Source organism: Frigoribacterium sp. PhB118 (genome assembly GCF_003751725.1).
GTDB lineage: Bacteria > Actinomycetota > Actinomycetes > Actinomycetales > Microbacteriaceae > Frigoribacterium.
The window spans coordinates 759,042-784,103 of sequence record NZ_RKID01000001.1; the positions used below are offsets into that span (position 1 = coordinate 759,042).

A 25,062-nucleotide genomic window follows, 5' to 3' on the forward strand; every position below is an offset into this window, starting at 1 on the left:
GTCGCAGCCCACGCACTGATCAACAATCAACGGAGAGTGGGCGATCGGCTGTGTCAAGCCACGTGACCGGTACAACTGACGACGGCGCTGCAGCCGAGTTCGGGGCCAACGAGTGGCTCGTCGACGAGCTCTACGAGCAGTGGGTGGTCGACAAGAACTCGGTCGACGAGTCGTGGTGGCCGATCCTCGAGGCCTACACGCCGCCCGAGGGCGGATCAGCCCCCACGTCGCCCACCGCACCGTCCGTCGTGAACGCGCCCGCGCCTCCTGCGTCGTCCGCTGCCGCTCCGGTTGCTGGGGCGACCGCACCCGCCGCCGCTGCGACCGCCGGCCAGAAGGCCGCCGCGCGCACCACCTCGGTCGAGCCGGCGGCGAAGCCGATCCCGGCCCAGGTGCCCGACAAGGCCAAGGCGAAGCCCGCCTCGGCCGGCGAGCAGCCCACGCCCGAGGCCGAGAACGTGGTCTCACCGCTGCGCGGCATGGCCAAGTCCCTCGCCACGAACATGGACGCCAGCCTCACCGTGCCCACCGCGACGAGCGTCCGCACGATCCCGGCGAAGCTGATGATCGACAACCGCATCGTCATCAACAACCACCTCAAGCGCGCCCGCGGCGGCAAGGTGTCGTTCACCCACCTGATCGGTTGGGCCCTGGTCCAGGCCCTGAAAGAGTTCCCCAGCCAGAACGTCTTCTACGACGAGGTCGACGGCAAGCCGTCGGTCGTCACCCCCGCGCACGTCAACCTCGGCCTCGCGATCGACATCCCGAAGCCTGACGGCACCCGGGCCCTGCTCGTTCCCGGCATCAAGAAGGCCGAAGAGATGCACTTCGGCGAGTTCCTGACCGCCTACGAGGACATCGTCAAGCGCGCCCGCGACAACAAGCTCGCCGCGGCGGACTTCCAGGGCAACACGATCTCGCTGACCAATCCCGGCGGCATCGGCACCGTCCACAGCGTGCCCCGCCTGATGAAGGGCGCGGGCGCCATCATCGGCGCCGGTGCACTCGACTACCCGGCCGAGTTCCAGGGGTCGGCCTCGAAGACGCTCGTCGAGCTGGGCATCGGCAAGACCATCACGCTCACCAGCACCTACGACCACCGGGTCATCCAGGGGGCGGGCTCGGGCGAGTTCCTCAAGAAGGTGCACGAACTGCTGATCGGGCAGCGCGGCTTCTACGAGGACATCTTCGCGGCGCTGCGCATCCCCTACGAGCCGATCCACTGGAACGCCGACATCAACGTCAACCTGGCCGAGCGCGTCAGCAAGACGGCCCGCGTCCAAGAGCTGATCAACAGCTACCGCGTGCGCGGCCACCTGATGGCCGACATCGACCCGCTCGAGTACCGCCAGCGCACGCACCCCGACCTCGCGATCGAGAGCCACGGGCTCACCTTCTGGGACCTCGACCGCGAGTTCGTCACCGGTGGCCTGGGCGGCCGCACCCACGCCCTGTTGCGCGACATCCTCGGCATCCTGCGCGACTCGTACTGCCGCACCATCGGCGTCGAGTACATGCACATCCAAGATCCCGCGCAGCGCAAGTGGATTCAGGACCACCTCGAGGTGCCCTACACGAAGCCCTCGCACGACGAGCAGATGCGCATCCTCGCGAAGCTCAACGAGGCCGAGGCCTTCGAGACCTTCCTGCAGACGAAGTACGTCGGCCAGAAGCGCTTCAGCCTCGAGGGCGGCGAGTCCACCATCTCGCTGCTCGACACGGTCATGCAACACGCCGCCCGCGAAGGCCTCGACGAGGTCGCCATCGGCATGGCCCACCGCGGCCGCCTCAACGTGCTGACGAACATCGCCGGCAAGACCTACGGTCAGATCTTCCGCGAGTTCGAGGGCACGCAAGACCCCAAGACCGTGCAGGGCTCGGGCGACGTCAAGTACCACCTCGGCACCGAGGGCGAGTTCACGAGTGCCGTCGGCGAGACCATCCCCGTGTACCTGGCCGCGAACCCGTCGCACCTCGAGGCCGGCGACGGCGTGCTCGAGGGCATCGTGCGCGCCAAGCAGGACCGTGGGACGCCCGGGGCCTTCAGCACGTTGCCGATCCTGATCCACGGTGACGCGGCCATGGCCGGCCAAGGCGTCGTGGTCGAGACGCTGCAGATGTCGCAGCTGCGCGGTTACCGCGTCGGCGGCACCATCCACATCGTCATCAACAACCAGGTGGGCTTCACCACCCCGCCGTCCGAGTCGCGCACGTCGGTGTACTCGACCGACGTCGCCAAGACGATCCAGGCTCCGATCTTCCACGTGAACGGCGACGACCCCGAGGCCGTGGCCCGCGTCGCCGAGCTCGCGTTCTCGTACCGTCAGCAGTTCAAGCGCGACATCGTCATCGACCTCGTGTGCTACCGCCGACGCGGTCACAACGAGGGAGACGACCCCTCGATGACCCAGCCGCTGATGTACAACCTCATCGAGCAGAAGCGCTCGGTGCGCACCCTCTACACCGAGGCCCTCGTCGGCCGTGGCGACATCACGCAGGACGAGTACGACGGCGCCCACCGGGACTTCCAGGAACGCCTCGAGCGCGCCTTCGCCGAGACGCACGCCGCGCAGACGGGGTCGATCCCCGTCGTGACGAGCGACGACGGCGACGTCGCCGACCTCGAGCGTCCCGTCGCCCAGCAGGACGACGCCCGGGGCGAACCCGAGACCACGGGGGTGTCGCTCGAGCTCGTCCACGACATCGGTGACGCCCACGACAACCCGCCGGCCGGGTTCTCGGTCCACCCCAAGCTGCAGCAGTTGCTCAAGAAGCGCGTCGACATGAGCCGCAACGGCGGCATCGACTGGGCCTTCGCCGAGCTGCTCGCCTTCGGCTCGCTGCTCACCGAGGGCACCCCCGTGCGCCTCGCGGGCCAGGACAGCCGACGCGGCACCTTCGTGCAGCGGCACTCGGTGCTGCACGACCGCGAGAACGGCCAGGAGTGGCTGCCGCTGCAGAACGTCGCCGACAACCAGGCGAAGCTCTGGATCTACGACTCGCTGCTCAGCGAGTACGCGGCCATGGCGTTCGAGTACGGCTACTCGGTCGAGCGGGCCGACGCGCTCGTGCTGTGGGAGGCGCAGTTCGGCGACTTCAGCAACGGCGCCCAGACGGTCATCGACGAGTTCATCTCGTCGGCCGAGCAGAAGTGGGGTCAGCGCTCGAGCGTCGTCCTGCTGCTGCCGCACGGCTACGAGGGCCAGGGCCCCGACCACTCGTCCGCCCGCATGGAACGCTTCCTGCAGCTCTGCGCCGAGGACAACATGACGATCGCGCGGCCTTCCACACCCGCGTCGTACTTCCACCTGTTGCGTCGTCAGGCCTACGCCCGCCCGCGTCGTCCGCTCGTGGTCTTCACCCCGAAGGCCATGTTGCGGTTGCGTGGCGCGACCAGCGGGGTCGACGCCTTCACCTCGGGTCGCTTCGAGCCGGTGCTCGACTGCACGCGGGTCTCCGAGCCCGAGTCGACCAAGCGCGTCGTGCTGCACAGCGGCAAGATCCACTACGACCTGTCGACCGAGCTCGACAAGCGAGGCGTCCTGAACGACGTCGCGCTCGTCCGCCTCGAGCAGCTCTACCCGCTGCCCCTCGACGAGATCCGCCGCGTGCTCGACCGCTACCCGTCCGCCGAGCTCGTCTGGGCGCAAGAAGAGCCCGAGAACCAGGGCGCCTGGCCGTTCGTCGTGCTCGAGCTGCAGAAGCACCTCGATCGACAGATCCGCGTCGCGTCGCGTCCCGCGTCGGCCTCGCCGGCCGCCGGCTCGAACAAGGCGAGCGCTGCGCAGCAGGCGACCCTGATCGCCGAGGCGCTCGACCTGTAGACGGTCCTCGCCCGCACGACCGTAGCCGCGCCTCCTTCAGGAGGCGCGGCCACGGTCGTCTCGCGCGTCGGCAACTCAGGAGAACCGTGCCCGCCGGGGACGGCCCCGGGCTGAACGACGGCAAGAGGCCTGACGTGCCGACGCGGATCGATTCGGGGCCGCGGGACGGGCCGACGGACGTCGCTTGCACCGGCCCAGGTCCGCCCGGGTTCGAGTCCGCGCCCCGCTGTCGGCAACTCAGGACTCCTGCTGCCGCAGCGGGCGCAGACACCCCGATGTGCAGCCGTTCTCCGGAATTGCCCACACACACGCCTGCGACGAACGGCGCCCGCATCGACATCGCACCGGCACCGGCACCGGCACCGGCATCGGCATCGGCATCGGCATCGGCATCGATGGTCGACCCCGGGAGCGGCCCCGTGCCGCCTGTCGGCAATTCAGGACTCCTGCGAGCGCAGTCCCAGTCCAGCCGCGTCACGACGACACCGGCCAGGAGTTACCGGCGCACGACGCACGAGGCACGACGCGTCACCCGCGACACCGCTGGCCGCGGAGGGAGTCGGCACCGCGGCGAGGGATCGCGCCTCAGGGCTGGGCCGTCACCGGGACGGCGCGGCCAGCACCGGGAGGGCGGTCAGCGTCAGGAGGCGACGGGACCGCCGCGGTCAGATGAGCTTCGAGTAGCGGACGCCGGCCTCGTGGTAGCCGCGCTTGCGGTAGAAACGGTTGGCCGAGTCGGTTGCGGCGGCCGAGACGGCGTTGAGCACGCGCGCCTGGTGACCCCGCGCCCAGGTCTCGAAGTGCCCCAGCAGGTACGAGCCGACGCCGTCGCGGCGGGCCTCGGCCGACACGACGAGCAGCAGCAGCTCGGCCGTCGGCGCGTCGTCGTTGTACGCCCACACGACGTGACCGCCGGCCACGGCCGTGATGCGCCCGTCGTCGCCACGGACGACCCACGTCTCGTGCCCCGCGTCGGCCGTGAGCCGCGTCAGGCGTGCGGACAGGACGTCCGCGTCGAGCGTGTAACCGAGCAGGCCGATCAACGACACGAGGTCGTCGAGGTCGCTGGTGGTCGGGATGCCGAGGGGCTGCACCGTTGCGGTCATGCCACGACGCTAGCGCAGCCGTTCGTCATGTGACGACCGGCCGGGCACGGAGCGCGACGACTAGCGGTGGGCGGACTGCAGCTCGCGCAGGCGCGCCAGCACCGTGGCACGCAGGTCTTCGGGAGCCGTCTCGCGGCAGGCCCGCTGGACAGCCTCGGTCAGCACGACGCCGACCTTGTGCTCGCCCGAGCAGTCGCCGCAGTTCGCCATGTGCTCGCGGATGTCGGCCGCGTCCTCGCGGCACAACTCGTTGTGCAGGTAATCTTCGAGCTCGGCCTTGGCCTTGGTGCAACCACAGTCGGTCATTTCTTTCCGCCCTTCGACGAGCCGACGGGAACGGCGATGCCACGATCGCGTGCGTAGTCGGCGAGGAGTTCACGGAGCAGGCGACGGCCGCGGTGCAGGCGGCTCATCACGGTGCCCACGGGGGTCTTCATGATGTCGGCGATCTCTTGGTACGAGAAGCCTTCGACGTCCGCGAAGTACACGGCCATGCGGAAGTCTTCGGGGACCTTCTGCAGGGCGTCCTTCACGGCGCTGTCGGGGAGGTGGTCGATCGCCTCGGCCTCGGCCGAGCGGGTGGAGCCGGAGGCGCGGGTCGCCGACTCGGCGCCGCCCATCTGCCAGTCCTCCAACTCGTCGATCGTGCCCTGGTACGGGTCACGCTGCTTCTTGCGGTACGTGTTGATGAACGTGTTGGTCTGGATGCGGTAGAGCCAGGCCTTGAGGTTCGTGCCCTGCTGGAACTGCGCGAACGCCGCGTAGGCCTTGACGAACGTCTCTTGCACGAGGTCGCTCGCGTCGGCCGGGTTGCGCGTCATGCGCATGCCCGCGGCGTAGAGCTGGTCCATGAACGGCAGCGCCTGTTCTTCGAACAGGGCGCGCTTCTCGGCGTCGGCGTCGACCGCCTCGAGGGCGGCGTCGACCTCGGCCTCGGTCGGTTCGACGGCGGCGGTCGGTGTGGGCTCGTGGCCCTCGGGGGTGCTCATCAGGGCCGATTCTAGTTCGGCGACGGTGATTTCCCTCGGTGCGAGTGCGACAGGCACAGGTCCTCCAGGTTCTTGCTGCATTACTGTGGTGAACCGATGCAGGTGTACAGGTATTCCGGGCCCGAGTTCTCTCCCTACGGCGACGGGAAGGTTCCCGAGGTCGACGAGGGGCGCTGGGTCGCGCCCACCGCCTCCGGGCCGTTGCGCGCCTCCTCGTCCCTGCCCGGGTCGAAGTCCCTGACGAACCGCGAACTCGTGCTGTCGGCGCTCGCCTCGTCGCCGTCGACGCTGCGGCTGCCGCTGCACTCCCGAGACACGGCGCTCATGATCGAGGCGCTCAAGGCCCTGGGCACGACGGTCGCCGAGTTCCCGAACGACTCCCCCTTCGGCTCCGACCTGGTCGTCACGCCCGGCGAGCTGCAGGGCGGCGCGACGATCGACTGCGGCCTGGCCGGCACGGTCATGCGCTTCCTGCCCCCCGTCGCCGCACTCGCCCTCGGACCGGTCACCTTCGACGGCGACGCCGGAGCCCGCAAGCGCCCCATGCGCACGACGATCGACGCCCTGCGCTCCCTCGGCGTCGAGGTGAACGACGACGGCCGGGGCGCGCTGCCCTTCAGCCTCTACGGCACCGGCGAGGTCGAGGGCGGCGACGTCGAGATCGACGCGTCGGCCTCGAGCCAGTTCGTCTCGGGGCTGCTGCTGTCGGCCCCGCGCTTCGAGCGCGGCCTCACCCTGACCCACACCGGCGAACGCCTGCCGAGCCTGCCCCACATCGAGATGACGATCGACGCGCTCGCCCAGCGCGGGGTCGAGGTCGCCTCGCCCGCCGTCGGCACCTGGATCGTTCCGCCGACGCCGATCGCAGGGCGCGAGGTCGTCATCGAACCCGACCTGTCGAACGCGGCGCCGTTCCTCGTGGCCGCCCTGGTCGCGGGCGGCACCGTGTCCATCCCGCACTGGCCCGCCGACACGACCCAGGTCGGGGCCGACCTGATCGAGCTGCTGCCGCTCTGGGGTGCGTCCGTCACGCTCGACGGCGACACCCTCACCGTCGACGGCGGCGTGGGCCTCGTCGGCGGCGGCTCGCTGCCCGGCGTGGACGTCGACCTGTCCCGCGGTGGCGAGCTCGCCCCGGCGCTGGTCGCCCTCGCCGCCCTCGCGTCGGGCCCGAGCACGATCACCGGCATCGGCCACCTGCGCGGCCACGAGACCGACCGCCTCGCGGCCCTCGCCGCCGAGATCAACGCCCTCGGAGGCGCGGTGACCGAACTCGAGGACGGCCTGCGCATCGAGCCGTCCCCGCTGCACGCGGGCCAGTGGCGCACCTACGAGGACCACCGCATGGCGACGGCGGCGGCGATCATCGGCCTCGCGGTCGAGGGGGTCGAGCTCGACGACGTCCGGGTCGTCGGCAAGACGCTGCCGCAGTTCGTCGAGTTGTGGGACGAGATGCTCGGCCGGTCCGTCCGCCAGAGCCCCGCCGACATCGACCTGCTCGGCTTCCTCTAGGCGCCGGGCCGACGACGATGAGCGGGGCACGGCGCAGGACGAGCGGGGCACGGTCGACGATGGGCGAGGCACGATGAGCTGGTGGAGCGACGGCGACGACGCCGAGGACGAGGGCGACTACGCCCAGTACGACGAGAGCTCGGTGCGGGTGCGCCCGAACCCCAAGGGCAACAAGCCGCGCACCAAGCAGCGCCCGGCCTACGCGAACGCCGAGGAGGGCGTCGTCTGGACGGTCGACCGTGGCCGCTACGGCGTGCTGATGGACGCCGGCACCCCCGACGAACGCGAGATCACGACGGCGCGGGCCCGCGAGCTCGGCAAGAAGAGCGTCGTGACCGGTGACCGCGTCGGCGTCGTCGGGGACACGAGCGGCTCCGAGGGGTCGCTCGCCCGCATCGTCAAGGTGCACGACCGCTCGACCCTGCTGCGGCGCAGTGCCGACGACAGCGACGCCGTCGAGCGCGTCATCGTCGCCAACGCCGACCAGATGCTGATCGTCGTCGCCGCTGCCGACCCCGAGCCCCGGCCCCGTCTGGTCGACCGCTACATGGTGGCGGCGTTCGACGCGGGGGTCGAACCGATCCTCTGCATCACCAAGACCGACCTCGCCGATCCGGCACCGTTCGCGGCGCACTTCTCGTGTTTCGACCTGCGCATCGTCACGACGACCTCGACCTCGTTCGACGAGGTCGCACCCGGCGGGCAGGTCTCCCCCGCGCTCGACGAGCTGCGCGGCGTCCTCGACGGCCACGTGACCGTCACGGTCGGCCACTCGGGCGTCGGCAAGTCGACCCTCGTCAACGCCCTGACCGGGTCGCGTCGCGAGGTCGGCGTGGTCAACGCCGTCACCGGTCGCGGACGGCACACCTCGTCGTCGACCGTGTCGTTCAAGGTCCCGACCGGCGGCTGGATCGTCGACACCCCCGGCGTGCGGTCGTTCGGACTCGGGCACGTCGACCCCGAGAACATCCTCAAGTCGTTCGCGGCGCACGCGATCCCGGCCGAGGGCGAGCCGGTCGACGGCATCCCGCTGGCCGAGGCCCACGACTGGGAGATCGTCGACCGCATCGAGGCCGGCGAGCTCGGCGACGTCGGCCGCGAACGGCTCGAGTCGCTGCAGTCGCTGCTCGCCTCCAAGGGCGGAGTGAGCGCGCGCGACCTCGCGGCGGCCGCCGACGACGCCCGCAGCGACGAACTCGGCTAGCGCGCCGCCTCATTGCACCGCACTCGGTCGCTCGGCGCCGGCCGATCCGCGCCGGTGCCGACCGCGCGACATCGCACCGCGTCTCGTGCAGCACACCTGGACTAGTCGCGGTGCCGTGCACGAAACGCGGTGCAGTGAAGCGCGGGGCGGGCCGGGGCGGCGGTGCGGTGGGTGCAGGAGGCGCGGGCCGGGCCGGCGGACAGGGCGCGGTCGAGCAGGGCGGGCTGGGTACGCTGACGGGGTGACCGATGCTGCCGAGCCGACCCGCGCCTCCTCGTCCGACCGATCCACCGGGACGCCCTGGGCGGACGACCTGGCGCTCGCGCTCGAGCTGGCCGACCTGGCCGACGCGATCAGCACCGAGCGGTACCGGTCGGCCGATCTGCACGTGTCGCTCAAGCCCGACCGCTCGCACGTGACCGACGCCGACCAGGCCGTCGAGCGGGCGATCCGCGACCGGGTCGCCGCCGCGCGGCCCGACGACACCTTCTACGGCGAGGAGTACGGCCACGACGCTCCCTCGCACCGCCAGTGGGTGGTCGACCCGATCGACGGCACGGCGAACTTCCTGCGCGGGGTGCCGGTCTGGGCGGCGTTGATCTCGCTCGTCGTCGACGGGGTGCCCGTGGTGGGCGTGGTCAGTGCTCCCGCGCTCGGCCGGCGCTGGTGGGCGACGCAGGGCGGCGGGGCGTTCTCGACCGAACATGACGGGCCGCTGCGGGTGTCGGGCGTGCGCGACCTGGCCGACGCGTCCCTGAGCTTCAACGGGCTCGAGTACTGGATCGACGCCGGGCGCCTGCCACAGCTGCTCGACCTGACGAGCCGCGTCTGGCGGACGAGGGCCTACGGCGACTTCTGGTCGTACATGCTCGTCGCCGAGGGCGCGCTCGACGTCGCGGGCGAGTTCGACCTGCAGCCCTACGACATGGCCGCCGTGGCGGTCGTCGTCGAGGAGGCCGGCGGACGCTTCACCAGTGCCGACGGCCGGCCGGGGCCGTGGCACGGCACCGCGATGGCGACGAACGGACTGCTGCACGAGAGCGTCCTCGGGGTCGTGGCCGCGCCTCCTGCCTGAGCGCTGTGGGGCCCACGCCACCACGAAGTACACAAGCCGCCACGTTTTTGCGTGGCGGCTTGTGTACTTCGTGGCGGGATGACGGCGGTCGAGGTTCATCCCTGCGACGGAGGGCGACTCAGCCCTGCGCTCATGTTCACGCAACGTCCGGGCGGCTTGACTGGTCGCACGACGTCACCGGCTCCAGCAGGGGCACCGAGCATCTCGGGCAGGGACGTCAGGGGCTCCGCCGCCCGTGTCCCTTCACGGGCGGCCGGGCCCCGTCAACCGCCTCACCAGCCGCCTCACCAGCCGACCGAAAGGCCCACCATGTTCGTCACGCCTGCCGTCTCCGTCTCCGCCACCACCAGCACCGCCGCCGGTTCGGTCGACCCCGCGTCGATCGCCCTGCCGGGCACCCGCCAGGTCGACGTCACGAGCTACGTCGTCGAGGCCTTCGCCCGCCTCTGACCTGCGGGGGCTCGTCGGCGCAGCTTGCCGCAGCGCATTTTGCTTATGGAGACGAGTAAACGAATGCACTAAATTCCACGAAGTTCTTACCCACTCCCTCCAACCACGCGTCTCGCAGGCTGCTCCCCCGAGCTGTTGAGGCAAGCGCAGTCTCGAAGAAACGTCGCCCGAGTTTGGAGTGAATGGCCCAGAGGGTGCTTACTGTGGGGCCAGCGGAATCCAGAGACACGGCCTGGGACACAGAACGGCCAGAGACGAAGTAGTTTTGCCTGCCAGATTCGCAAGCGATGATGACCGCTCCGATAATCGGCACGCGCCGGTCGGCTCTGAGCTCCTCAAGAGTCAACGTTGAATCCGCACCCAAAAGAAGCCCCGTCTGCCCGGCTTCCATGGCATGGCTTATCGCATGCGCAAACACCCAGGGAAACCTGGCGGAACCGAGTCTGCTTCGTACCACGGCCAAACTTTCCGCTGAAGCGCGGGAACTGTCATAGCTGACGATGTCAGTATTTGAGAAGCCTTCCTTTTTCCATGAAGCAATAACTTGCTGCGCCTCCGGAAACAAGGTATCAACAACGAGCAGATCCGGACCCGAAGGTTGATCGGAGGTGAGAGCCACGGCTTTACCTGTGGACCTTGCGGGTACGAACGTTTCGCCCGAACATAGTTGGCGAATAGCTATTCCGCTCATACTCTGAGCGAGGGAGCGCCCAGCACTGGAAACACTCATCCAGGGCCACCAGGAGACTTTTCCTATAGGCGCGAGTAGCAGATTCTCAAATTTTGATAATTCGGAGATCCACATAAGACCTCTCATCCATTTCAGAAGGCTTCTTCTAGCCCGGACCAAGGCATCATCGTCAGAGGTTATGCTGGCATCACGGAAGGCCACCATAACGGTTTCGGGTACCACGAAGGAGAAGATCTTCAAGGCATGATCCGGGATTCTCAGCAAAGCCCACACCTTCGCGGTATCCGCGATGAGATAGACACACGTTTTATCTGCGGGAACAGTTGGCCCTAGAGACCAAAGGTCGATGCGATCCAGAAGGGCAGATACACCATCGAGTCGATTCGTCCGAATCAGTTGCAGCAGTCCCTCCTCTGCTAATGGCTGGACTCTTGATAAAAGACTCGTTCGCTCTGGGGCGAACGCAGAACCCGTGTCTTTGAATGCTCGGTCGAGAATGTCGAGCACCTCGGCCGAGGGTGGTGAACCGATCGATGACGCCCACGCAACCAGAGCGACATTGAGCAGGTCCTCGTGTTCTCCCCGATTCTCGGCCAGTGCTCTCTCGGCCAACCCGACCGCATCCGTCTCGTCGCACAAGACAAACAGCTGAGACAGGGCCGCGTACGACCAGGAGTCCGCTGGCGAACCTCGACTCGCCAGTCGCTCTAGACGGCGGAGAAGGCGTCTAGCATCAGCCGCAAGCATTTCGCGGCCAGACCGCCCACCAGGCAGACTAATACCGCCCGTCTCGATAATCGACACGTGTGCGTTACAAAACAAACGGTAGATGTTTAGCTCGATCATCTCCTCGTCATCACCTATTATGCCCGATTCCCTACGCGCAGTAACAAAAATGGCAAGCCAGTGATCGAAAGTGCCTAACATCAGAACTCGCGTGCGCCTTGTGGCCGCTTCAGACAGAAGCTTTCCATTTGGTCCAGGTACGAGAGTGTGAAGACTAGAGCGCGTCATCCATGCGTAGACCGTTTGCAACGTCATCTTCGACAGGAGCATCATCTCCTGAACGGTCACGCGGTCATCTTTAGTGACCTCGCGCCACTCCGTGTCAACCTTGATTATGGCCACGAGGAGAGCTTGCATAATACGTCTAGGGTCTCGAGAACCCCTCGAACCTGCTGCCCGAACGGTGTCTAGGAGATCGCTGAGGCCTCCGAGTGTCTCAGAGAGATTTTTCATTAATATCTAGGCTGCCCTTCTTTCAAGGATGTCATCCTTCAAAACTCTGATCGTTAGGACCTTGGCCTAGGCGCCCTCGCCCACGCGCCCCTTCTTGCGGGCGCGCAGGTCCATCAGTCCGAGCACGAGCGCCACGGACACCAGGGCGATCGTGACGAAGAAGCCGTTGCGGTAGGCCTCGTGGTAGACGTCGAGGTTCGCCCCGTCCGCTCCCCCGGAGCCGGCGATGACCGAGTAGAACGTCGAGACCGCCGCCGCCGTGCCGATGGCCGTGCCGGCCCGCTGGCCGACCTGCCCCATCGAGCCGGCGACGCCGCCCATCTCGACGGGCACCTCGGCCAGCGTCAGCGTCTGGTTGGGCGAGATGACGAAGCCACCGCCGGTGCCCGCGATCAACATGCCGATGCCCATGGCGTAGGGCGTGATGTCGCGCGGGGTGAGCACGGCCGCGAGCAGCAGGGCGACGAAGCCCACCGCGACCAGGACCAGCCCGAGGACTACCAGGCTGCGGCCGAACCGGTCGACGAGGCGTCCGCCGTAGAACGCCGCGACGGCACTGGTCAGGGCGAACGGGATGGTGACCATGCCGGCGTAGACGGGTTCGAGGCCGAGCCCCTGCTGCAGGTACAGGGTCGTCAGCAGGAAGGTCGCGGGCAGGGCGCAGAAGTAGACCGTCGCGATCAGGGTGCCGTTGCGGTACGACGCGAGCGAGAACAGGCTGAAGTGCACGACCGGCGACTTGCCCCGGGCCTTGTAGCGCTGCTCCCACCAGACGAACGCGGCGCCGAAGCCGACGAAACCGACCAGGAAGAGCCAGCGCAGCGGGTCGTCGCCCTGTCCGGTGGTCAGCACGAACGGCAGCATCAGGGTGAAGATCGTCAGGCCGAGCAGCACGATGCCGAAGAGGTCGAGTTCGTTGTGGCCGTTCGAGGCCGTGCGGGTCTTCGGCAGCAGCTTGAGGGCGAAGAAGATGGCGATCAGGCCGAGGGGGATGTTCATCCAGAACAGCAGGCGCCAGCCGTCCTCCGGGCCGCCGATCGCGATGAGCAGGCCACCGAGGGTCGGGCCGAACGCCGTGCTGACGCCGATGATGGCGCCGAAGAAGCCGAACGCGCGACCGCGCTCCTTGCCCTGGAAGAGCTGCTGGATGAGCCCGAGCACCTGCGGCATCTGGATTCCGGCGGCGACGCCCTGCAGGATGCGCGCGGCGACGAGCAACTCGATGGTCGGCGCGAGGGCGCAGAGCAGGCTCGCGACGGTGAACGAGGTCAGGCCGATGACGAACATCATGCGGCGCGACTTGAGGTCGCCGAGTCGGCCGGACGGCACGAGCGAGAGGCCGAAGGCGAGCGCGTAGCCGGCGACGATCAGCTGCAGGGCGGTGGGGCCGGCGCCGAGCGACGCCTCGATGCTGGGCAGGCCGACGTTGACCTTCGACAGGTCGAGGATCGTCAGGGCGGCGACGCCGACGCAGACGGCGAAGGCGCGCCACTTCTGGCGTTCTTCGTCGGAGCGGGCGGCGCGGCCGGAGGCGGGGCGGGCGGCGTCGGCGCCTCCCGGGGCAGGGGTGTCGGATGTCTTCGTCATGGGATCGTTCCGTCATACACCGTGCACGGCCTGCAACGACGCGGGTGCCTGCGGAACCCGAGGGGCGCGGGTGCGCCGACCCGCGCCTCCCGGGCTCCGACGGTCGAGGGACCGAGAGCCGAGGAGGCGCGGGGGCGACGACGGTCAGGCCGCCTTGATCAGGCCGTTCGGGTTGAGGACGTACTTCGTGGCCGCGCCCTGGTCGAACTCGGCGTAGCCGCGCGGGGCGTCCTCGAGGCTGATCGCCTGGGCGTGGACGTTCTTCGCGATGCTCGTGCGGTCGTGGAGGATCGCCATCATCAGCTGCCGGTTGTACTTCATCACCGGGCACTGGCCCGTGGTGAACGACAACGACTTGGCCCAGCCGGTGCCGAGGCTGAGCGACAGCGAGCCCTTCTGCGCGGCGGCGTCGATGCCGCCCGGGTCGCCGGTGACGTAGAGCCCCGGGATGCCCATGGCGCCACCGGCCGCGGTGATGTCCATCAGCGAGTTCAGCACGGTGGCCGGTGCTTCTTCGCCCGAACCGCCTCCGTGGCCCTTGGCCTCGAAGCCGACCGCGTCGACGGCGCAGTCGACGAGGGGTTCGCCGAGGATCTGGTCGATCTGCTCGCCTGGTTCGCCCTTGGTCAGGTCGACGGTCTCGCAGCCGAAGCTGCGCGCCTGGGCGAGGCGGTCGGCGTTCATGTCGCCGACGATGACGACGCTGGCACCGAGCAGCAGGGCACCGGTGGCGGCGGCGAGGCCGACGGGGCCGGCTCCGGCGACGTAGACGGTCGAGCCGACCTCGACGCCCGCGGTGACGGCACCGTGGAAGCCGGTCGGGAAGATGTCGGACAGCATCGCCAGGTCGAGGATCTTCTCCATGGCCTGGTCGGCGTCGGGGAACTTGAGGAGGTTCCAGTCGGCGTAGGGCACGAGCACGTACTCGGCCTGGCCGCCGACCCAGCCGCCCATGTCGACGTAGCCGTAGGCGCTGCCGGGGCGGTCGGGGTTGACGTTGAGACAGATGCCGGTCTTGCGTTCCTTGCAGTTGCGGCACCGGCCACAGGCGATGTTGAACGGCACCGAGACGATGTCGCCGACCTTGATGAACTCGACGTCGGGGCCGACCTCGACGACCTCGCCGGTGATCTCGTGGCCGAGCACGAGGTTCGTCGGGGCGGTGGTGCGGCCGCGGACCATGTGCTGGTCGGAACCGCAGATGTTGGTGGCGACCGTGCGCAGGATCGCGCCGTGGTTGACCTTGCGCCCGACGTTGGCCGGGTTGACGCCGGGGCCGTCCTTGAGCTCGAAGGTCGGGTAGTCGACGTCGATGACCTCGACCTGGCCGGGGCCCTTGTAGGCGACCGCGTGATTCGTTGCCATGGTGATCCTCCTTGATCACGAGCGAGCACGGGACGTGCCCGTCGTCGGCAGGCTATTGCGCGGGTCGGGCGGTGCGCCCGAATCACAGCCAGCGTTCAGGCGGACGATCAGCGACGGGTGTCGCGGTACGGCCCGCTGCACCCCCGTTCGGGGGCCACTTCGCCGGATCGGGCAACATATGTACCCCGTCTGGCCGTCCCGTGTGTGAGTATTGGTCACGGCGCAGAGTCGCGGGGAGCCATCAGGGTGCCGGGAGGCATGGTTCGTGCGACGACTGCCGGGGTGCCTGCCGCGGTGCCCGCACCCGATCAGGACAGGACCTCAGCCACGTGGAACTCCGTGACTACATCCGCATTCTCCGCAAGGGCTGGATCTTCATCGCCGCCCTCACGCTCGTCGGCCTCGCCGCCGGGGCGCTGAGCTCGATCCTGGCCACGCCGACCTACGTGTCGTCGACCCGGCTGTTCGTCTCGGTGCAGGCGCAGGACTCGTCGACCACGGTCGACGCGGTGCAGGGCAGCAGTGCGGCCCAGCAGAAGGTCCGGTCGTACGTCGACGTCGTGACGAGCGACGCGGTGCTCGACCCGGTCATCGACCAGCTCGGCCTCGACACCACGGCCGCGAGCCTCGCCTCGAAGATCACGGCCGAGTCGCCCCTGAACACCGTCTTGATCAACATCACGGTCACCGACACCGACGCCCAGCGCGCGGCCGACGTCGCCAACGCGGTGGGCGCCTCCCTCACGGACGTCGTCGTCAACGAGCTCGAGACGCCGACCGGTGGAGGCGCGAGCCTGGTCAAGATCGCGACGATCGTCCCCGGGTCGGTCGCCTCGGCCCCCTCGACCCCGCGCACCACGCTGAACCTCGGCCTGGGCCTCCTGATCGGCCTCGCCCTCGGCGTCGGAGCCGCGGTGCTGCGCAGCACCCTCGACACCCGCATCCACGGCTCGCACGACGTCGAGCTCGTCACCGACGCACCGATCGTCGGTGGCATCAGCTACGACCCCGGGGCGAAGAAGCACCCGCTGATCGTGCACGTCGACCCGCGCAACCCGCGCGCCGAGTCGTTCCGCACCCTGCGGACCAACCTGCAGTTCGTCAACGTCGAGTCGGCCAGCCGCTGCTTCGTCGTCACCTCGTCGCTGCCCGGCGAGGGCAAGACCACCACGACGGCCAACCTCGCGGTGGCCCTCGCCGAGACCGGTGCCACGGTGGCCGTCGTCGACGGCGACCTCCGCCTGCCGCGCCTGGCCGACACCCTCGGGCTCGAGGGCGTCGTCGGCCTGACCGACGTGTTGATCGGTCGGGCCGACCTCCAGGACGTCCTGCAGCCCTGGGGCCGCGGCACGATGTACGTGCTGCCGGCCGGCCGCGTTCCCCCGAACCCGAGCGAGCTGCTCGGCTCGAAGGCGATGTCGTCCCTGATCGAATCGCTGACGACGTCGTTCGACTACGTGCTGATCGACGCGCCTCCGCTGCTGCCGGTGACCGACGCGGCCATCCTCAGCAAGCTGACCGGCGGTGCGATCGTCGTGTCGGCCGCGGGCCGCACGACGCGCAACGAGCTGCAGTCCGCGCTGCGCAACCTCGAGCACATCGGCAGCAAGGTGCACGGCATCGTGCTGACCATGCTGCCGACGAAGGGGCCCGACGCCTACGGTTACGGCAACTACGGGGCGTACTACGGCATGGAGCAGGACGCTCCCGAGGCGGGCGTCGGCGACCTGCCCGTGGCCCCGAAGACGAGCTCGCGCTCGGCGAAGTAGGCGGCCCCGTGTCTTTCGTGATCCCCCGCCGCACCTCGACCACCTTCTCGCTGCTGACCGTCTGCACCGGCAACATCTGCCGGTCCCCCCTGGCCGAGCTGTACCTCCGCCGCGGTCTCTCGTCGTGGGACGACGTCACCGTGTCGAGCGCCGGCACCATGGCCGTCGACGACGACGTCATGCCCGACCAGGCCCGGGCCCTCGCCCGGTCCTTCGACCTGGAGCCCGACGACCACCGGGCCCGGTTCCTGTTCGAGCGCGACGTCCGCGACGCCGACCTCGTCGTGGCGCTCGCCCGTGAACACCGCCGGGCCGTCGTCTCGATGCACCCCCGCGCCAGCCGGTACACGTTCACCCTGCGCGAGGCCGCCCGCCTCGCCCGCGACGTGACCGACGCCGAGCTGGTCGACGCCCTGCCCGCCGACGCGTCCACCGTGGCCGACCGATTGCGTGCGACCGTGGCCCTGCTGGCGTCCCGCCGCGGCACCGTCGAGGCACCGGACGACGCGCTGGACGACGACGTCGTCGATCCCTACCGCCGGTCGGACGAGACGTTCACCGAGTCGGGGCGCCAGCTGGTGCCCGCGGCCGACGTGCTCGTCGACCTGCTGACCCGCGCCGCCGCCCTCGACGGGGGTGACCGCTGATGCCCGACGCACGCCGCAAGAGGGGCTCACGAGCACGCGCCCGCCGCCGCCTGGCCATCATCGGGATCGGTGCCTTCGTCCTCGTCGACCTCGGACTCGTCGCCCTGGCGCTCAACCGCGAACCGTCTGGTCTGGCTGCCGACGCCGAGCCCGCCGCCACGTCGACGCCTCGCCCGGTCGAGACCGAGAGCACGCCGTCGCCCACCGCGACCCCCACCACCGCCGCCGAGGCCGTGACGCCGACGCGCCTCCTGTCGGTCGTCGACGCGGGCACCGCGTGGCGCGCGCAGGCCGCGAGCTGCACCCCCGGCACCGTCGCGTCGCCGCCCGTCGTCGAACAGACGACGTCGGGAGGCGCCACCTGGTCGGCCACGTCGGTCGAGACCGGTGGCTCCCTCGCCGGCCTGGACCGCCTGCAGGCGACGGACGCGTCGTCGGCCTTCGTCGTCGGCCCCGCCGGGGACGACTGCGCGCCGGCGTTCGCCCAGACCTTCAGCGGGGGTGCCGAGTACCGCGACTACCCCGAGCGACTGGCGGCGTCGTGGTACGTCGCCCGGACCGCGCCCGGCACCGTTCACTCCCCCTCGGGTGACCGTGCGGCCCCGTGCCCGACCGTCGTCGACCTCGCGGTCGTGAGCGACGCCGAGGCCGGGGTGCTCTGCAGCGACCGGACGTTCTTCCGCACCGGCGACGGCGCGAGCACCTGGGACGCGGGCACCGTCGTCGACGGCGCCGTCGCGATCACGGCCGCCTCGGGCTCGTTCCTGGTCGCCTCGACCGGTGTCGCCGACTGTGACGGCACCGCCGTCGTGACGCCGCCGACCGCCTCGGGTGCTACCGCGACGACCGTGGGCTGCGCGCCGGCGTCCTCCGAGACGCCCGGAGCGATCGCGCTCTCGGCCTCGGCGGCGGCGGTCTGGCTCTGGGCCGACGACGTCGTGTCGGTGTCGACGGACGGTGGGGTGACCTGGTGATCGACCGGTTCATGGCCTCGCCGACGCGGCGGACCGCCCTGCAGGTGGGGCTCGACGCCCTCTCGTGGATCACCGCGATCTTCTTCGCCGTGTCGCTGCGCTACGACTTCTGGTACGGCGACGTCACCTGGCGGGCGGTCTTCGGCGTCGCCGCCGTGACGGTCGTCGTCGGAGCGGCACTCGGCTACGCGTCGGGGCTGTACCGTCGCCGGTTCGTGCCGGGCAGCTTCGCCGAGGTGCGCACCATCGTCGCGGTGGTCGTCGGGACGGGCCTGATCGTCGGCATCCCCGTCCTCGCGATCGGGACCGAGATCATGTTGGCGCGCAGCACCGTGTTCATCGCCATGCCGGTCGTCTTCGTCTTCATGGGTGCTCTGCGCTACGTGGCCCGGCTCTACGTCGAGACCAAGAACCGGCCCGGCGAGAGCGCCCAACCGACGCTCATCTTCGGAGCGGGTCGGCTCGCCAACCACCTCGTCCGCCGCATGCTGACCGACCCGGCCTCGCCGTACCTCCCCGTCGGCCTGATCGACGACGACCGCACGCGGTCGAGCCTGCGCATCGAGGGCGTGCGCGTCCTCGGGACGAGGCACGATCTCGTCGCCGCTGCCGAGCGCAGCGGCGCGAAGGCGATCATCGTCGGCATCGCGAAGGCCGACGCCCCCCTGCTACAGGACATCACCGACCGGGCCGCCGAGGCCGGTCTCCGCGTGATGGTCCTCCCGCTGCTCGACGAGATCCTCGAGGGCAAGTCGCGGCTCGGCGACGTGCGCGACATCGCCATCGAGGACATCATCGGCCGTCACCCGGTCGACACGCAGGTCGAGTCGATCGCGGGCTACCTGGCGGGCAAGCGCGTCCTCGTCACGGGAGCCGGCGGGTCGATCGGCAGCGAGTTGTGCCGCCAGATCGCCAAGTTCGGCCCCGCCGAGCTGATCATGCTCGACCGTGACGAGACCGGTCTGCAGCAGTCGCAGCTGTCGATCTCGGGCAACGGCCTGCTCGACACCAAGGAGGTTGTGCTGGCCGACATCAGGGACCCGGAGGCGCTGCGAGCGATCTTCGCGGACCGTCGACCCGAGGTGGTCTTCCATGCGGCGGCGCTGAAGCACCTGCCGATGCTCGAGCAGTACCCCGACGAGGCGTGGAAGACGAACGTGCTCGGCACCCAGAACGTGCTCGACGCGAGCAAGGCCGTCGGGGTGACGACGTTCGTCAACATCTCGACCGACAAGGCGGCGAACCCGACGAGCGTGCTGGGGCACTCGAAGCGCCTGGCCGAGCGGCTCACGGCCTGGACCGCCGACGAGACCGGTGCCCGCTACCTGTCGGTGCGGTTCGGCAACGTGCTGGGCAGCCGCGGGTCGATGCTGCCGGTGTTCACCTCGCTGATCGAGGCCGGTGGCCCGCTGACGATCACGCACCCCGACGTGACGCGGTTCTTCATGACCATCCCCGAGGCGTGCCACCTCGTGGTTCAGGCGGGGGGCATCGGTTCGCCCAGCGAGGTGCTCATCCTCGACATGGGCGAGCCCGTGCGCATCCTCGACATCGCCGAACGCATGATCGCCATGTCGGGCCGGGACATCGGCATCGTCTACACCGGTCTGCGCGAGGGCGAGAAGATGCACGAGGAGCTCGTCGGCCTCGGCGAGAGCGACAACCGGCCCGTGCACCCGAAGATCTCGCACACCACCGTGCCGGCGCTGCACCCGTCGCAGCTCGACGGCGTGCACGCCCACGTGGGCCCGTGGACGGCGGAGCTCGCGCTCGACCCGAAACAGGAAGTTCCCGAGTGACCGAACGGATCTACATGAGCTCGCCCGACGTGGGCGAGCTCGAACAGCAATACGTCCTGGCGGCCATGGCGGGCGGCTGGATCGCGCCCCTGGGGCCCGACGTCGACGCCTTCGAGCGCGACGTCGCCGAGCGGGTCGGGGTCGGGCACGGCGTCGCCCTCAGTTCGGGGACATCGGCCCTGCACGTCGCTCTCGTCGCCTGGGGCGTGGGCCCGGGCGACGTCGTGCCCACGTCGTCGATGACCTTCGCCGCGACGGCGAACGCCATCGCATACACGGGCGCCGAGCCGTACTTCGTCGACTGTGACCCCGAGACAGGCAACATGGACCCGGGCCTGCTCGCCAGTGTTCTCGACGAGCTCACGGCCTCGGGCGAACGAGTGGGCGCGGTCGTGCCCGTCGACCTGCTCGGCAAGGCCGTCGACTACACCGCCATCACCGAGCTCACCGATCGCCACGGCGTGCGACTGCTCGCCGACGCAGCGGAGTCGCTCGGCGCATCCCATCGAGGACGTGCCGCCGGGTCGTTCGGTGATGCGTCCGTGGTCTCGTTCAACGGCAACAAGATCATGACGACGTCGGGCGGCGGCATGTTGCTGACCGACGACGGCGACCTGGCACAGCGCGTGCGCTACCTGTCGACGCAGGCGCGACAGCCCGTCGTCCACTACGAGCACACCGAGATCGGCTACAACTACCGTCTCAGCAACTTGTTGGCGGCCCTTGGACGGGCACAGCTGACCCGGCTCGACGAGATGATCGCCCGGCGCCGGGAGATGCGTGAGCTGTACGCCTCGCTCTTCGCCGGGGTCGAGGGTGTCGAGATCTTCGGTCGCGACGGCGACGAACTCGACAACGTCTGGCTGACGTCGATCCTCGTCGACCGTTCGGTCACCGGATGGGCGCCGGCCGATCTGTCGGCCTGGTTGGCCGAGGTTCAGATCGAGTCGCGACCGTTGTGGAAGCCCATGCACCTGCAGCCGGTCTTCGCGTCGGCTCGTGCGCGCGTGACGGGCGCCTCAGAGCGACTCTTCGAGCGCGGGTTGACGTTGCCGAGCGGTTCGGCTCTCGACGCCGGGCAGCGGGAACGCGTCCACGCCCGCATCCAGTCCTTCTTGGACGCCGCATGAAGTCAGGGCTCGCAGATCGAATCGCCAAGCGGGCGCTCGACGTCGCCGTCGCCGGTGTCGGGCTGCTCGTCACCGCCCCCGTCCAACTCGTGTTGGCCGCCGTCATCGCCCGACGCCTGGGGCGGCCGGTGCTGTTCGTCCAGGCGCGCCCGGGCAAGGGTGCCAAGGTATTCCACCTCGTCAAGTTCCGCACCATGTTGCCCGTCGACGAGTCTCGCGGCCTGGTAACGGACGAGGACCGCATGACCGCTTTCGGAGCCACCCTGCGCTCGACGAGCCTCGACGAACTGCCCACGTTGTGGAACGTCCTGCGGGGCGACATGAGCCTCGTCGGGCCGCGCCCCTTGCTCGTTCGCTACCTCGAGCGCTACTCCCCCAGGCAGGCTCGTCGTCACGACGTCCGCCCCGGCGTGACCGGACTCGCGCAGATCAACGGCCGCAACGCGATCTCGTGGGCGGACAAGCTCGAGCTCGACGTGCGCTACGTCGAGACCAGATCGTTCTTCGGTGATCTGGGGATTCTTTTGTCCACGGTGAGAAAGGTTTTCCGTCGGGAGGGCATTACGGACTCGACCTCAGTAACGGTCGCTGAATTCATCGGCAACGGGGACGTGCAGCATGAGCGTTGACATCGTCGTCATCGGGGCTGGCGGTTTCGGGCGCGAGACGCTCAGTGTCCTGGACGCCATTGAGAAGCAGTCCCCGGGGAGCTGGCATGTTCTAGGCGTCGTGGATGACGCCCCCTCCGAGTCCGCCCTCCTTCTCCTCGCACGACGCGGCGTCCATTGGTTGGGCCCTCTTAGCGAATGGCTGCTCACGAGCCCGTCAGCGACCTATGTCATCGCGGTCGGTTCGCCGTCGAGACGGGCCGAGATCGCTGGTCAGATCGGTTCGCATGGCCTCACCGCCGCGACGGTAATTCATCCCCGAGCTGAGATCGGCACTCTGACGAGCGTGGGTGCAGGGTCGATCATTTGTGCCGGGACCCAAGTGTCGACGGGCGTCGAGATCGGTCCGCACGTGCACCTCAATCCGAACTCGACGATCGGGCACGACGCTCGACTGGAAGCATGCGTCTCGGTCAATCCAGGCGCAATCATTTCCGGGGGTGTCGTGATCCTGGACGAATGTCTGGTCGGCGCCGGTGCCGTGATTCTGCAGGGCCTCCAAGTGGGTCGTGGCGCGACGGTGGGCGCCGCTGCCTGCGTCACGCGTGATGTACCGGCCTCCACCACCGTGAAAGGTGTTCCGGCGCGATGACGGAGGAGCGACGCCGGCCACACCTGTGGTTCGTCAACCACTACGCCGTGCACCCGGACGTCCATGGCCGTAGCGGACGTCATTACCGATTGGCTCAGCACCTCGAGAGCCTCGGTTGGCGTGTCACCATCATCGCGTCCAGCACAGATCACCCGAGTGGACGTCAGTTGTCTCCCCGCGGTGCCACGGTCAGTGGTGACGAAACCGGCCCCGTCTTCCGGCTGCTCAAAACGCCTGCGTACGAGAAAGGTGGTTTCAGCCGAGTCATCAACATGGTCACGTTCTCGGCGCGACTCCTCGCCTTGCGAAACCTCGATGCCCCTGACCTCGTAATCGGAAGTACGGTTCATCCGCTCGCGGCTTGGGCTGCGTCCACCGTGGCCCGGCGCAAGGCGGTCCCTTTCGTCTTCGAGACGCGTGATCTTTGGCCTGAGACTCTCATTGACATGGGGGCGATCACGCGCCGCCATCCACTGGCCCGCATTCTCAGGTGGATCGAGAAGAGAACTATCGAGCGATCGCTGCTGGTGATCTCACCTCTGCCCGGGGTGGGTGACTATCTCGAAGCCTGGGGCCACGACGTGCCATTCGTCTGGATCAGCAACGGTGTCGAGCCCGGCGAAGCCTCTGCGCCGCCTGCCGACGACGCAGCCGGCCCGAATTTCACCTACTTCGGCTCGATCGGCCGAGCCAACGCCGTCGACACGTTAGTGCAGGCCTTCGAGTTGTACCTCGCTGAGGGCGGAAGCCCGTACGCGCGGCTCCGACTGGTGGGTGACGGGGCCGACTTCGACGAGATCAAGCGCCGGACCACGACTTCGCAATGGGCGTCGCAGATGCACTTGCAAGGTGCGGTGCCGCAGTCTCAGCTCACGCAAATATCGGCTGAGAGCGACGCACTTATTGCGAACATGCTCGATCTGCCTCTCTACAAGTACGGAATATCTCTCAACAAGCTGTTCGAATACCTCTCTGCCGCCCGTCCGATCATCTTCGCTAGCAACGCGTCCAATAATCCGGTCGCGGATGCGTCCGCGGGATTTGCGGTCCCCGCAAACGATGTCGCGGCGATCGCCGAAGCGATGCAACAGCTGCAAGACACCCCAGCCGCCGAACGAGCCGCAATGGGTGCGCGTGGCCGAGAGCACGTCAAGAGCGAATACGACTATTCGGTCCTCGCCCGGCGCCTGTCTCGGGCCCTCGTCCCCCTCTTGAAACCGACATCAGCGACCCCGACCGCTCCAACCACACCTTCAGATTGATAACGATGTCACAACAACGCAACCGCGTCGCACATGTCTCTTCCGCACACCCTTGGACTGACAACCGAGTGCATCTTCGTGAAGCCGTGTCACTTCACGACGCGGGTTACGACGTCGTCCTCATCGCCGTCGAGTCGAGCGAAAAACTCCAGCTCTCCTCGGTCAACGTGAAGCTCATTCCTCGACGGACGCGTCTCCGGCGTTTGACGGTCAGCAGCCTGCAGGCCGTCTTCCTCGCCATACGGTCGCAGGCGACAGTCGTACATCTGCACGATCCCGAACTCATCTGGGCCATCCCGGTGCTTCGCACGCTGGGGCGAAAGGTCATCTTCGACGCGCACGAGGACCTGCCCTCGCAGATCATGGACAAGCACTACCTGCCCAGGCCGTTGCGCAGTGCTGTCGCTCGAGCTGCCGGAATCCTCACCCTCATCGCGTCGTCGAGTGACCACGTGATCGCCGCGACCGAGACCATTGCTCGCAGGTTTCCCGCAGCAAAGACCACGGTCGTGAAGAACTACCCGAGACTGCGAGAGCAAGACGCCGATCTTCCTGCCTTGGACGACCGTCCCCTGCACGTGGTCTACGTCGGAGCCATCAGCGACACTCGCGGCGCGCGAGTCATGGCTGCTGCCGTGGACGACGACGCCTTCCCTTCCGACTGGAAATTGAGTCTCGCCGGGCACTTCGTGCCTGCGAACACGGCAGACCTGTTCTCGAACGTCCGGCGGCCGGAGCGCACCGAAGTGCACGGCAAGATGTCGCCCGCCGAAGCACGTGATCTCCTCGTCCAGGCCCGTGTGGGGCTCGTCGTGCTCCAGGACACAGTGGCGTACCGTGACTCCCTTCCGACCAAGATGTTCGAGTACATGGCAGCCGGCTTGCCAGTCATAGCGTCCGACTTCCCCCTCTGGCGCTCTATCCTCGAGCCTCTCGACTGCGCGACGTTCGTCGACGAGACTTCGTCCGAGGCTGTTGCCATTGCTGTGTCTGCTTACGCGAACGACTCAGAGCTACTTCACCGCCATGGAAACAACGCGAAACGAGCCGCTTTGGCGGAACTCAACTGGACCAGCCAGGAAAAGAGGCTCCTAGCGGTTTACGGTCTCTTGATCAGCGTGCCAATCGGGAGAGGGAAGTAATGCGCTGTTTCGCCTGACGATTGTCTTCAAATCTCTC

Annotated in this window: 20 protein-coding genes; 14 read left to right on the forward strand and 6 right to left on the reverse strand. The window is 68.5% G+C overall.

What is annotated here, in order from left to right; genetic code table 11:
* Positions 1-50 precede the first annotated feature (50 nt).
* Positions 51-3,824, forward strand: coding sequence for a multifunctional oxoglutarate decarboxylase/oxoglutarate dehydrogenase thiamine pyrophosphate-binding subunit/dihydrolipoyllysine-residue succinyltransferase subunit (locus EDF21_RS03470; RefSeq protein ID WP_123570295.1), 3,774 nt, complete (start codon positions 51-53; stop codon positions 3,822-3,824).
* Between the two features lie 665 nt (positions 3,825-4,489).
* Here EDF21_RS03470 and EDF21_RS03475 read toward each other — a convergent pair.
* Genes EDF21_RS03475 through EDF21_RS03485 form a run of 3 tightly spaced genes read right to left on the reverse strand, consistent with a single transcriptional unit; the run spans position 4,490 to position 5,919 of the window.
* Positions 4,490-4,930 (reverse strand): GNAT family N-acetyltransferase, encoded by a 441-nt coding sequence (locus EDF21_RS03475; RefSeq protein ID WP_123570296.1) that lies wholly within the window; start codon positions 4,928-4,930, stop codon positions 4,490-4,492.
* A 60-nt stretch (positions 4,931-4,990) separates the two neighbouring features.
* Positions 4,991-5,236 carry a zf-HC2 domain-containing protein gene (locus tag EDF21_RS03480; protein WP_043593711.1) on the reverse strand — a complete coding sequence of 82 codons (246 nt, stop codon included), beginning with the start codon at positions 5,234-5,236 and terminating at the stop codon, positions 4,991-4,993.
* Positions 5,233-5,919 carry a sigma-70 family RNA polymerase sigma factor gene (locus tag EDF21_RS03485; RefSeq protein ID WP_123570297.1) on the reverse strand — a complete coding sequence of 229 codons (687 nt, stop codon included), beginning with the start codon at positions 5,917-5,919 and terminating at the stop codon, positions 5,233-5,235. The genes EDF21_RS03480 and EDF21_RS03485 overlap by 4 nt, the downstream gene beginning before the upstream one ends.
* A gap of 96 nt (positions 5,920-6,015) precedes the next feature.
* Here EDF21_RS03485 and aroA point away from each other — a divergent pair, with 96 nt between their 5' ends.
* The 4 genes from aroA to EDF21_RS16645 all read left to right on the forward strand — a co-directional run bounded on the left by aroA (position 6,016) and on the right by EDF21_RS16645 (position 10,160).
* Complete coding sequence (gene aroA, locus EDF21_RS03490) at positions 6,016-7,431, forward strand: 3-phosphoshikimate 1-carboxyvinyltransferase (protein WP_123570298.1); 1,416 nt, start codon at positions 6,016-6,018, stop codon at positions 7,429-7,431.
* A gap of 73 nt (positions 7,432-7,504) precedes the next feature.
* On the forward strand, positions 7,505-8,635 hold the full coding sequence (rsgA, locus tag EDF21_RS03495) for a ribosome small subunit-dependent GTPase A (RefSeq protein ID WP_123570299.1): 1,131 nt from the start codon (positions 7,505-7,507) through the stop codon (positions 8,633-8,635).
* Between the two features lie 313 nt (positions 8,636-8,948).
* Complete coding sequence (locus EDF21_RS03500; protein ID WP_207114183.1) at positions 8,949-9,710, forward strand: inositol monophosphatase family protein; 762 nt, start codon at positions 8,949-8,951, stop codon at positions 9,708-9,710.
* 309 nt (positions 9,711-10,019) lie between these two features.
* Complete coding sequence (locus EDF21_RS16645) at positions 10,020-10,160, forward strand: hypothetical protein (protein ID WP_156155470.1); 141 nt, start codon at positions 10,020-10,022, stop codon at positions 10,158-10,160.
* A gap of 43 nt (positions 10,161-10,203) precedes the next feature.
* On the opposite strand, the gene EDF21_RS16465 is transcribed toward EDF21_RS16645, so the two are convergent.
* From EDF21_RS16465 to fdhA, 3 genes are all read right to left on the reverse strand, one after another.
* Complete coding sequence (locus EDF21_RS16465) at positions 10,204-11,979, reverse strand: hypothetical protein (protein ID WP_148053621.1); 1,776 nt, start codon at positions 11,977-11,979, stop codon at positions 10,204-10,206.
* Positions 11,980-12,156: 177 nt separating this feature from the next.
* Positions 12,157-13,677, reverse strand: a complete 1,521-nt coding sequence (locus EDF21_RS03505) for an MFS transporter (protein ID WP_123570301.1) — start codon at positions 13,675-13,677, stop codon at positions 12,157-12,159.
* A 144-nt stretch (positions 13,678-13,821) separates the two neighbouring features.
* Positions 13,822-15,042 (reverse strand): formaldehyde dehydrogenase, glutathione-independent, encoded by a 1,221-nt coding sequence (fdhA, locus tag EDF21_RS03510; RefSeq protein WP_056046055.1) that lies wholly within the window; start codon positions 15,040-15,042, stop codon positions 13,822-13,824.
* Positions 15,043-15,371: 329 nt separating this feature from the next.
* Here fdhA and EDF21_RS03515 point away from each other — a divergent pair, with 329 nt between their 5' ends.
* The 9 genes from EDF21_RS03515 (at position 15,372) to EDF21_RS03555 (ending at position 25,025) form a co-directional block, all read left to right on the forward strand.
* The gene (locus EDF21_RS03515; RefSeq protein ID WP_123570302.1) at positions 15,372-16,811 is read left to right on the forward strand and encodes a polysaccharide biosynthesis tyrosine autokinase; all 1,440 of its coding nucleotides are present in this window, start codon (positions 15,372-15,374) and stop codon (positions 16,809-16,811) included.
* 8 nt (positions 16,812-16,819) lie between these two features.
* The gene (locus EDF21_RS03520) at positions 16,820-17,458 is read left to right on the forward strand and encodes a low molecular weight phosphatase family protein (protein WP_056046059.1); all 639 of its coding nucleotides are present in this window, start codon (positions 16,820-16,822) and stop codon (positions 17,456-17,458) included.
* A complete protein-coding gene (locus tag EDF21_RS03525; RefSeq protein ID WP_123570303.1) occupies positions 17,458-18,432 on the forward strand; it encodes a hypothetical protein in 975 nt (324 codons plus the stop codon). Before EDF21_RS03520 ends, EDF21_RS03525 begins: the two co-directional genes overlap by 1 nt.
* Entirely contained in the window at positions 18,429-20,231 is a 1,803-nt protein-coding gene (locus EDF21_RS03530; RefSeq protein WP_370274446.1) for a polysaccharide biosynthesis protein, read from the forward strand. Before EDF21_RS03525 ends, EDF21_RS03530 begins: the two co-directional genes overlap by 4 nt.
* Entirely contained in the window at positions 20,228-21,361 is a 1,134-nt protein-coding gene (locus tag EDF21_RS03535) for a DegT/DnrJ/EryC1/StrS aminotransferase family protein (RefSeq protein ID WP_199736196.1), read from the forward strand. Before EDF21_RS03530 ends, EDF21_RS03535 begins: the two co-directional genes overlap by 4 nt.
* Positions 21,358-21,990 (forward strand): sugar transferase, encoded by a 633-nt coding sequence (locus EDF21_RS03540; RefSeq protein WP_123570304.1) that lies wholly within the window; start codon positions 21,358-21,360, stop codon positions 21,988-21,990. The genes EDF21_RS03535 and EDF21_RS03540 overlap by 4 nt, the downstream gene beginning before the upstream one ends.
* Positions 21,980-22,621 carry an acetyltransferase gene (locus EDF21_RS03545; RefSeq protein ID WP_123570305.1) on the forward strand — a complete coding sequence of 214 codons (642 nt, stop codon included), beginning with the start codon at positions 21,980-21,982 and terminating at the stop codon, positions 22,619-22,621. The genes EDF21_RS03540 and EDF21_RS03545 overlap by 11 nt, the downstream gene beginning before the upstream one ends.
* The gene (locus EDF21_RS03550; protein WP_123570306.1) at positions 22,618-23,883 is read left to right on the forward strand and encodes a glycosyltransferase family 4 protein; all 1,266 of its coding nucleotides are present in this window, start codon (positions 22,618-22,620) and stop codon (positions 23,881-23,883) included. The genes EDF21_RS03545 and EDF21_RS03550 overlap by 4 nt, the downstream gene beginning before the upstream one ends.
* Positions 23,884-23,969: 86 nt before the next feature.
* Positions 23,970-25,025 carry a glycosyltransferase gene (locus EDF21_RS03555; RefSeq protein WP_158612843.1) on the forward strand — a complete coding sequence of 352 codons (1,056 nt, stop codon included), beginning with the start codon at positions 23,970-23,972 and terminating at the stop codon, positions 25,023-25,025.
* Positions 25,026-25,062 lie beyond the last annotated feature (37 nt).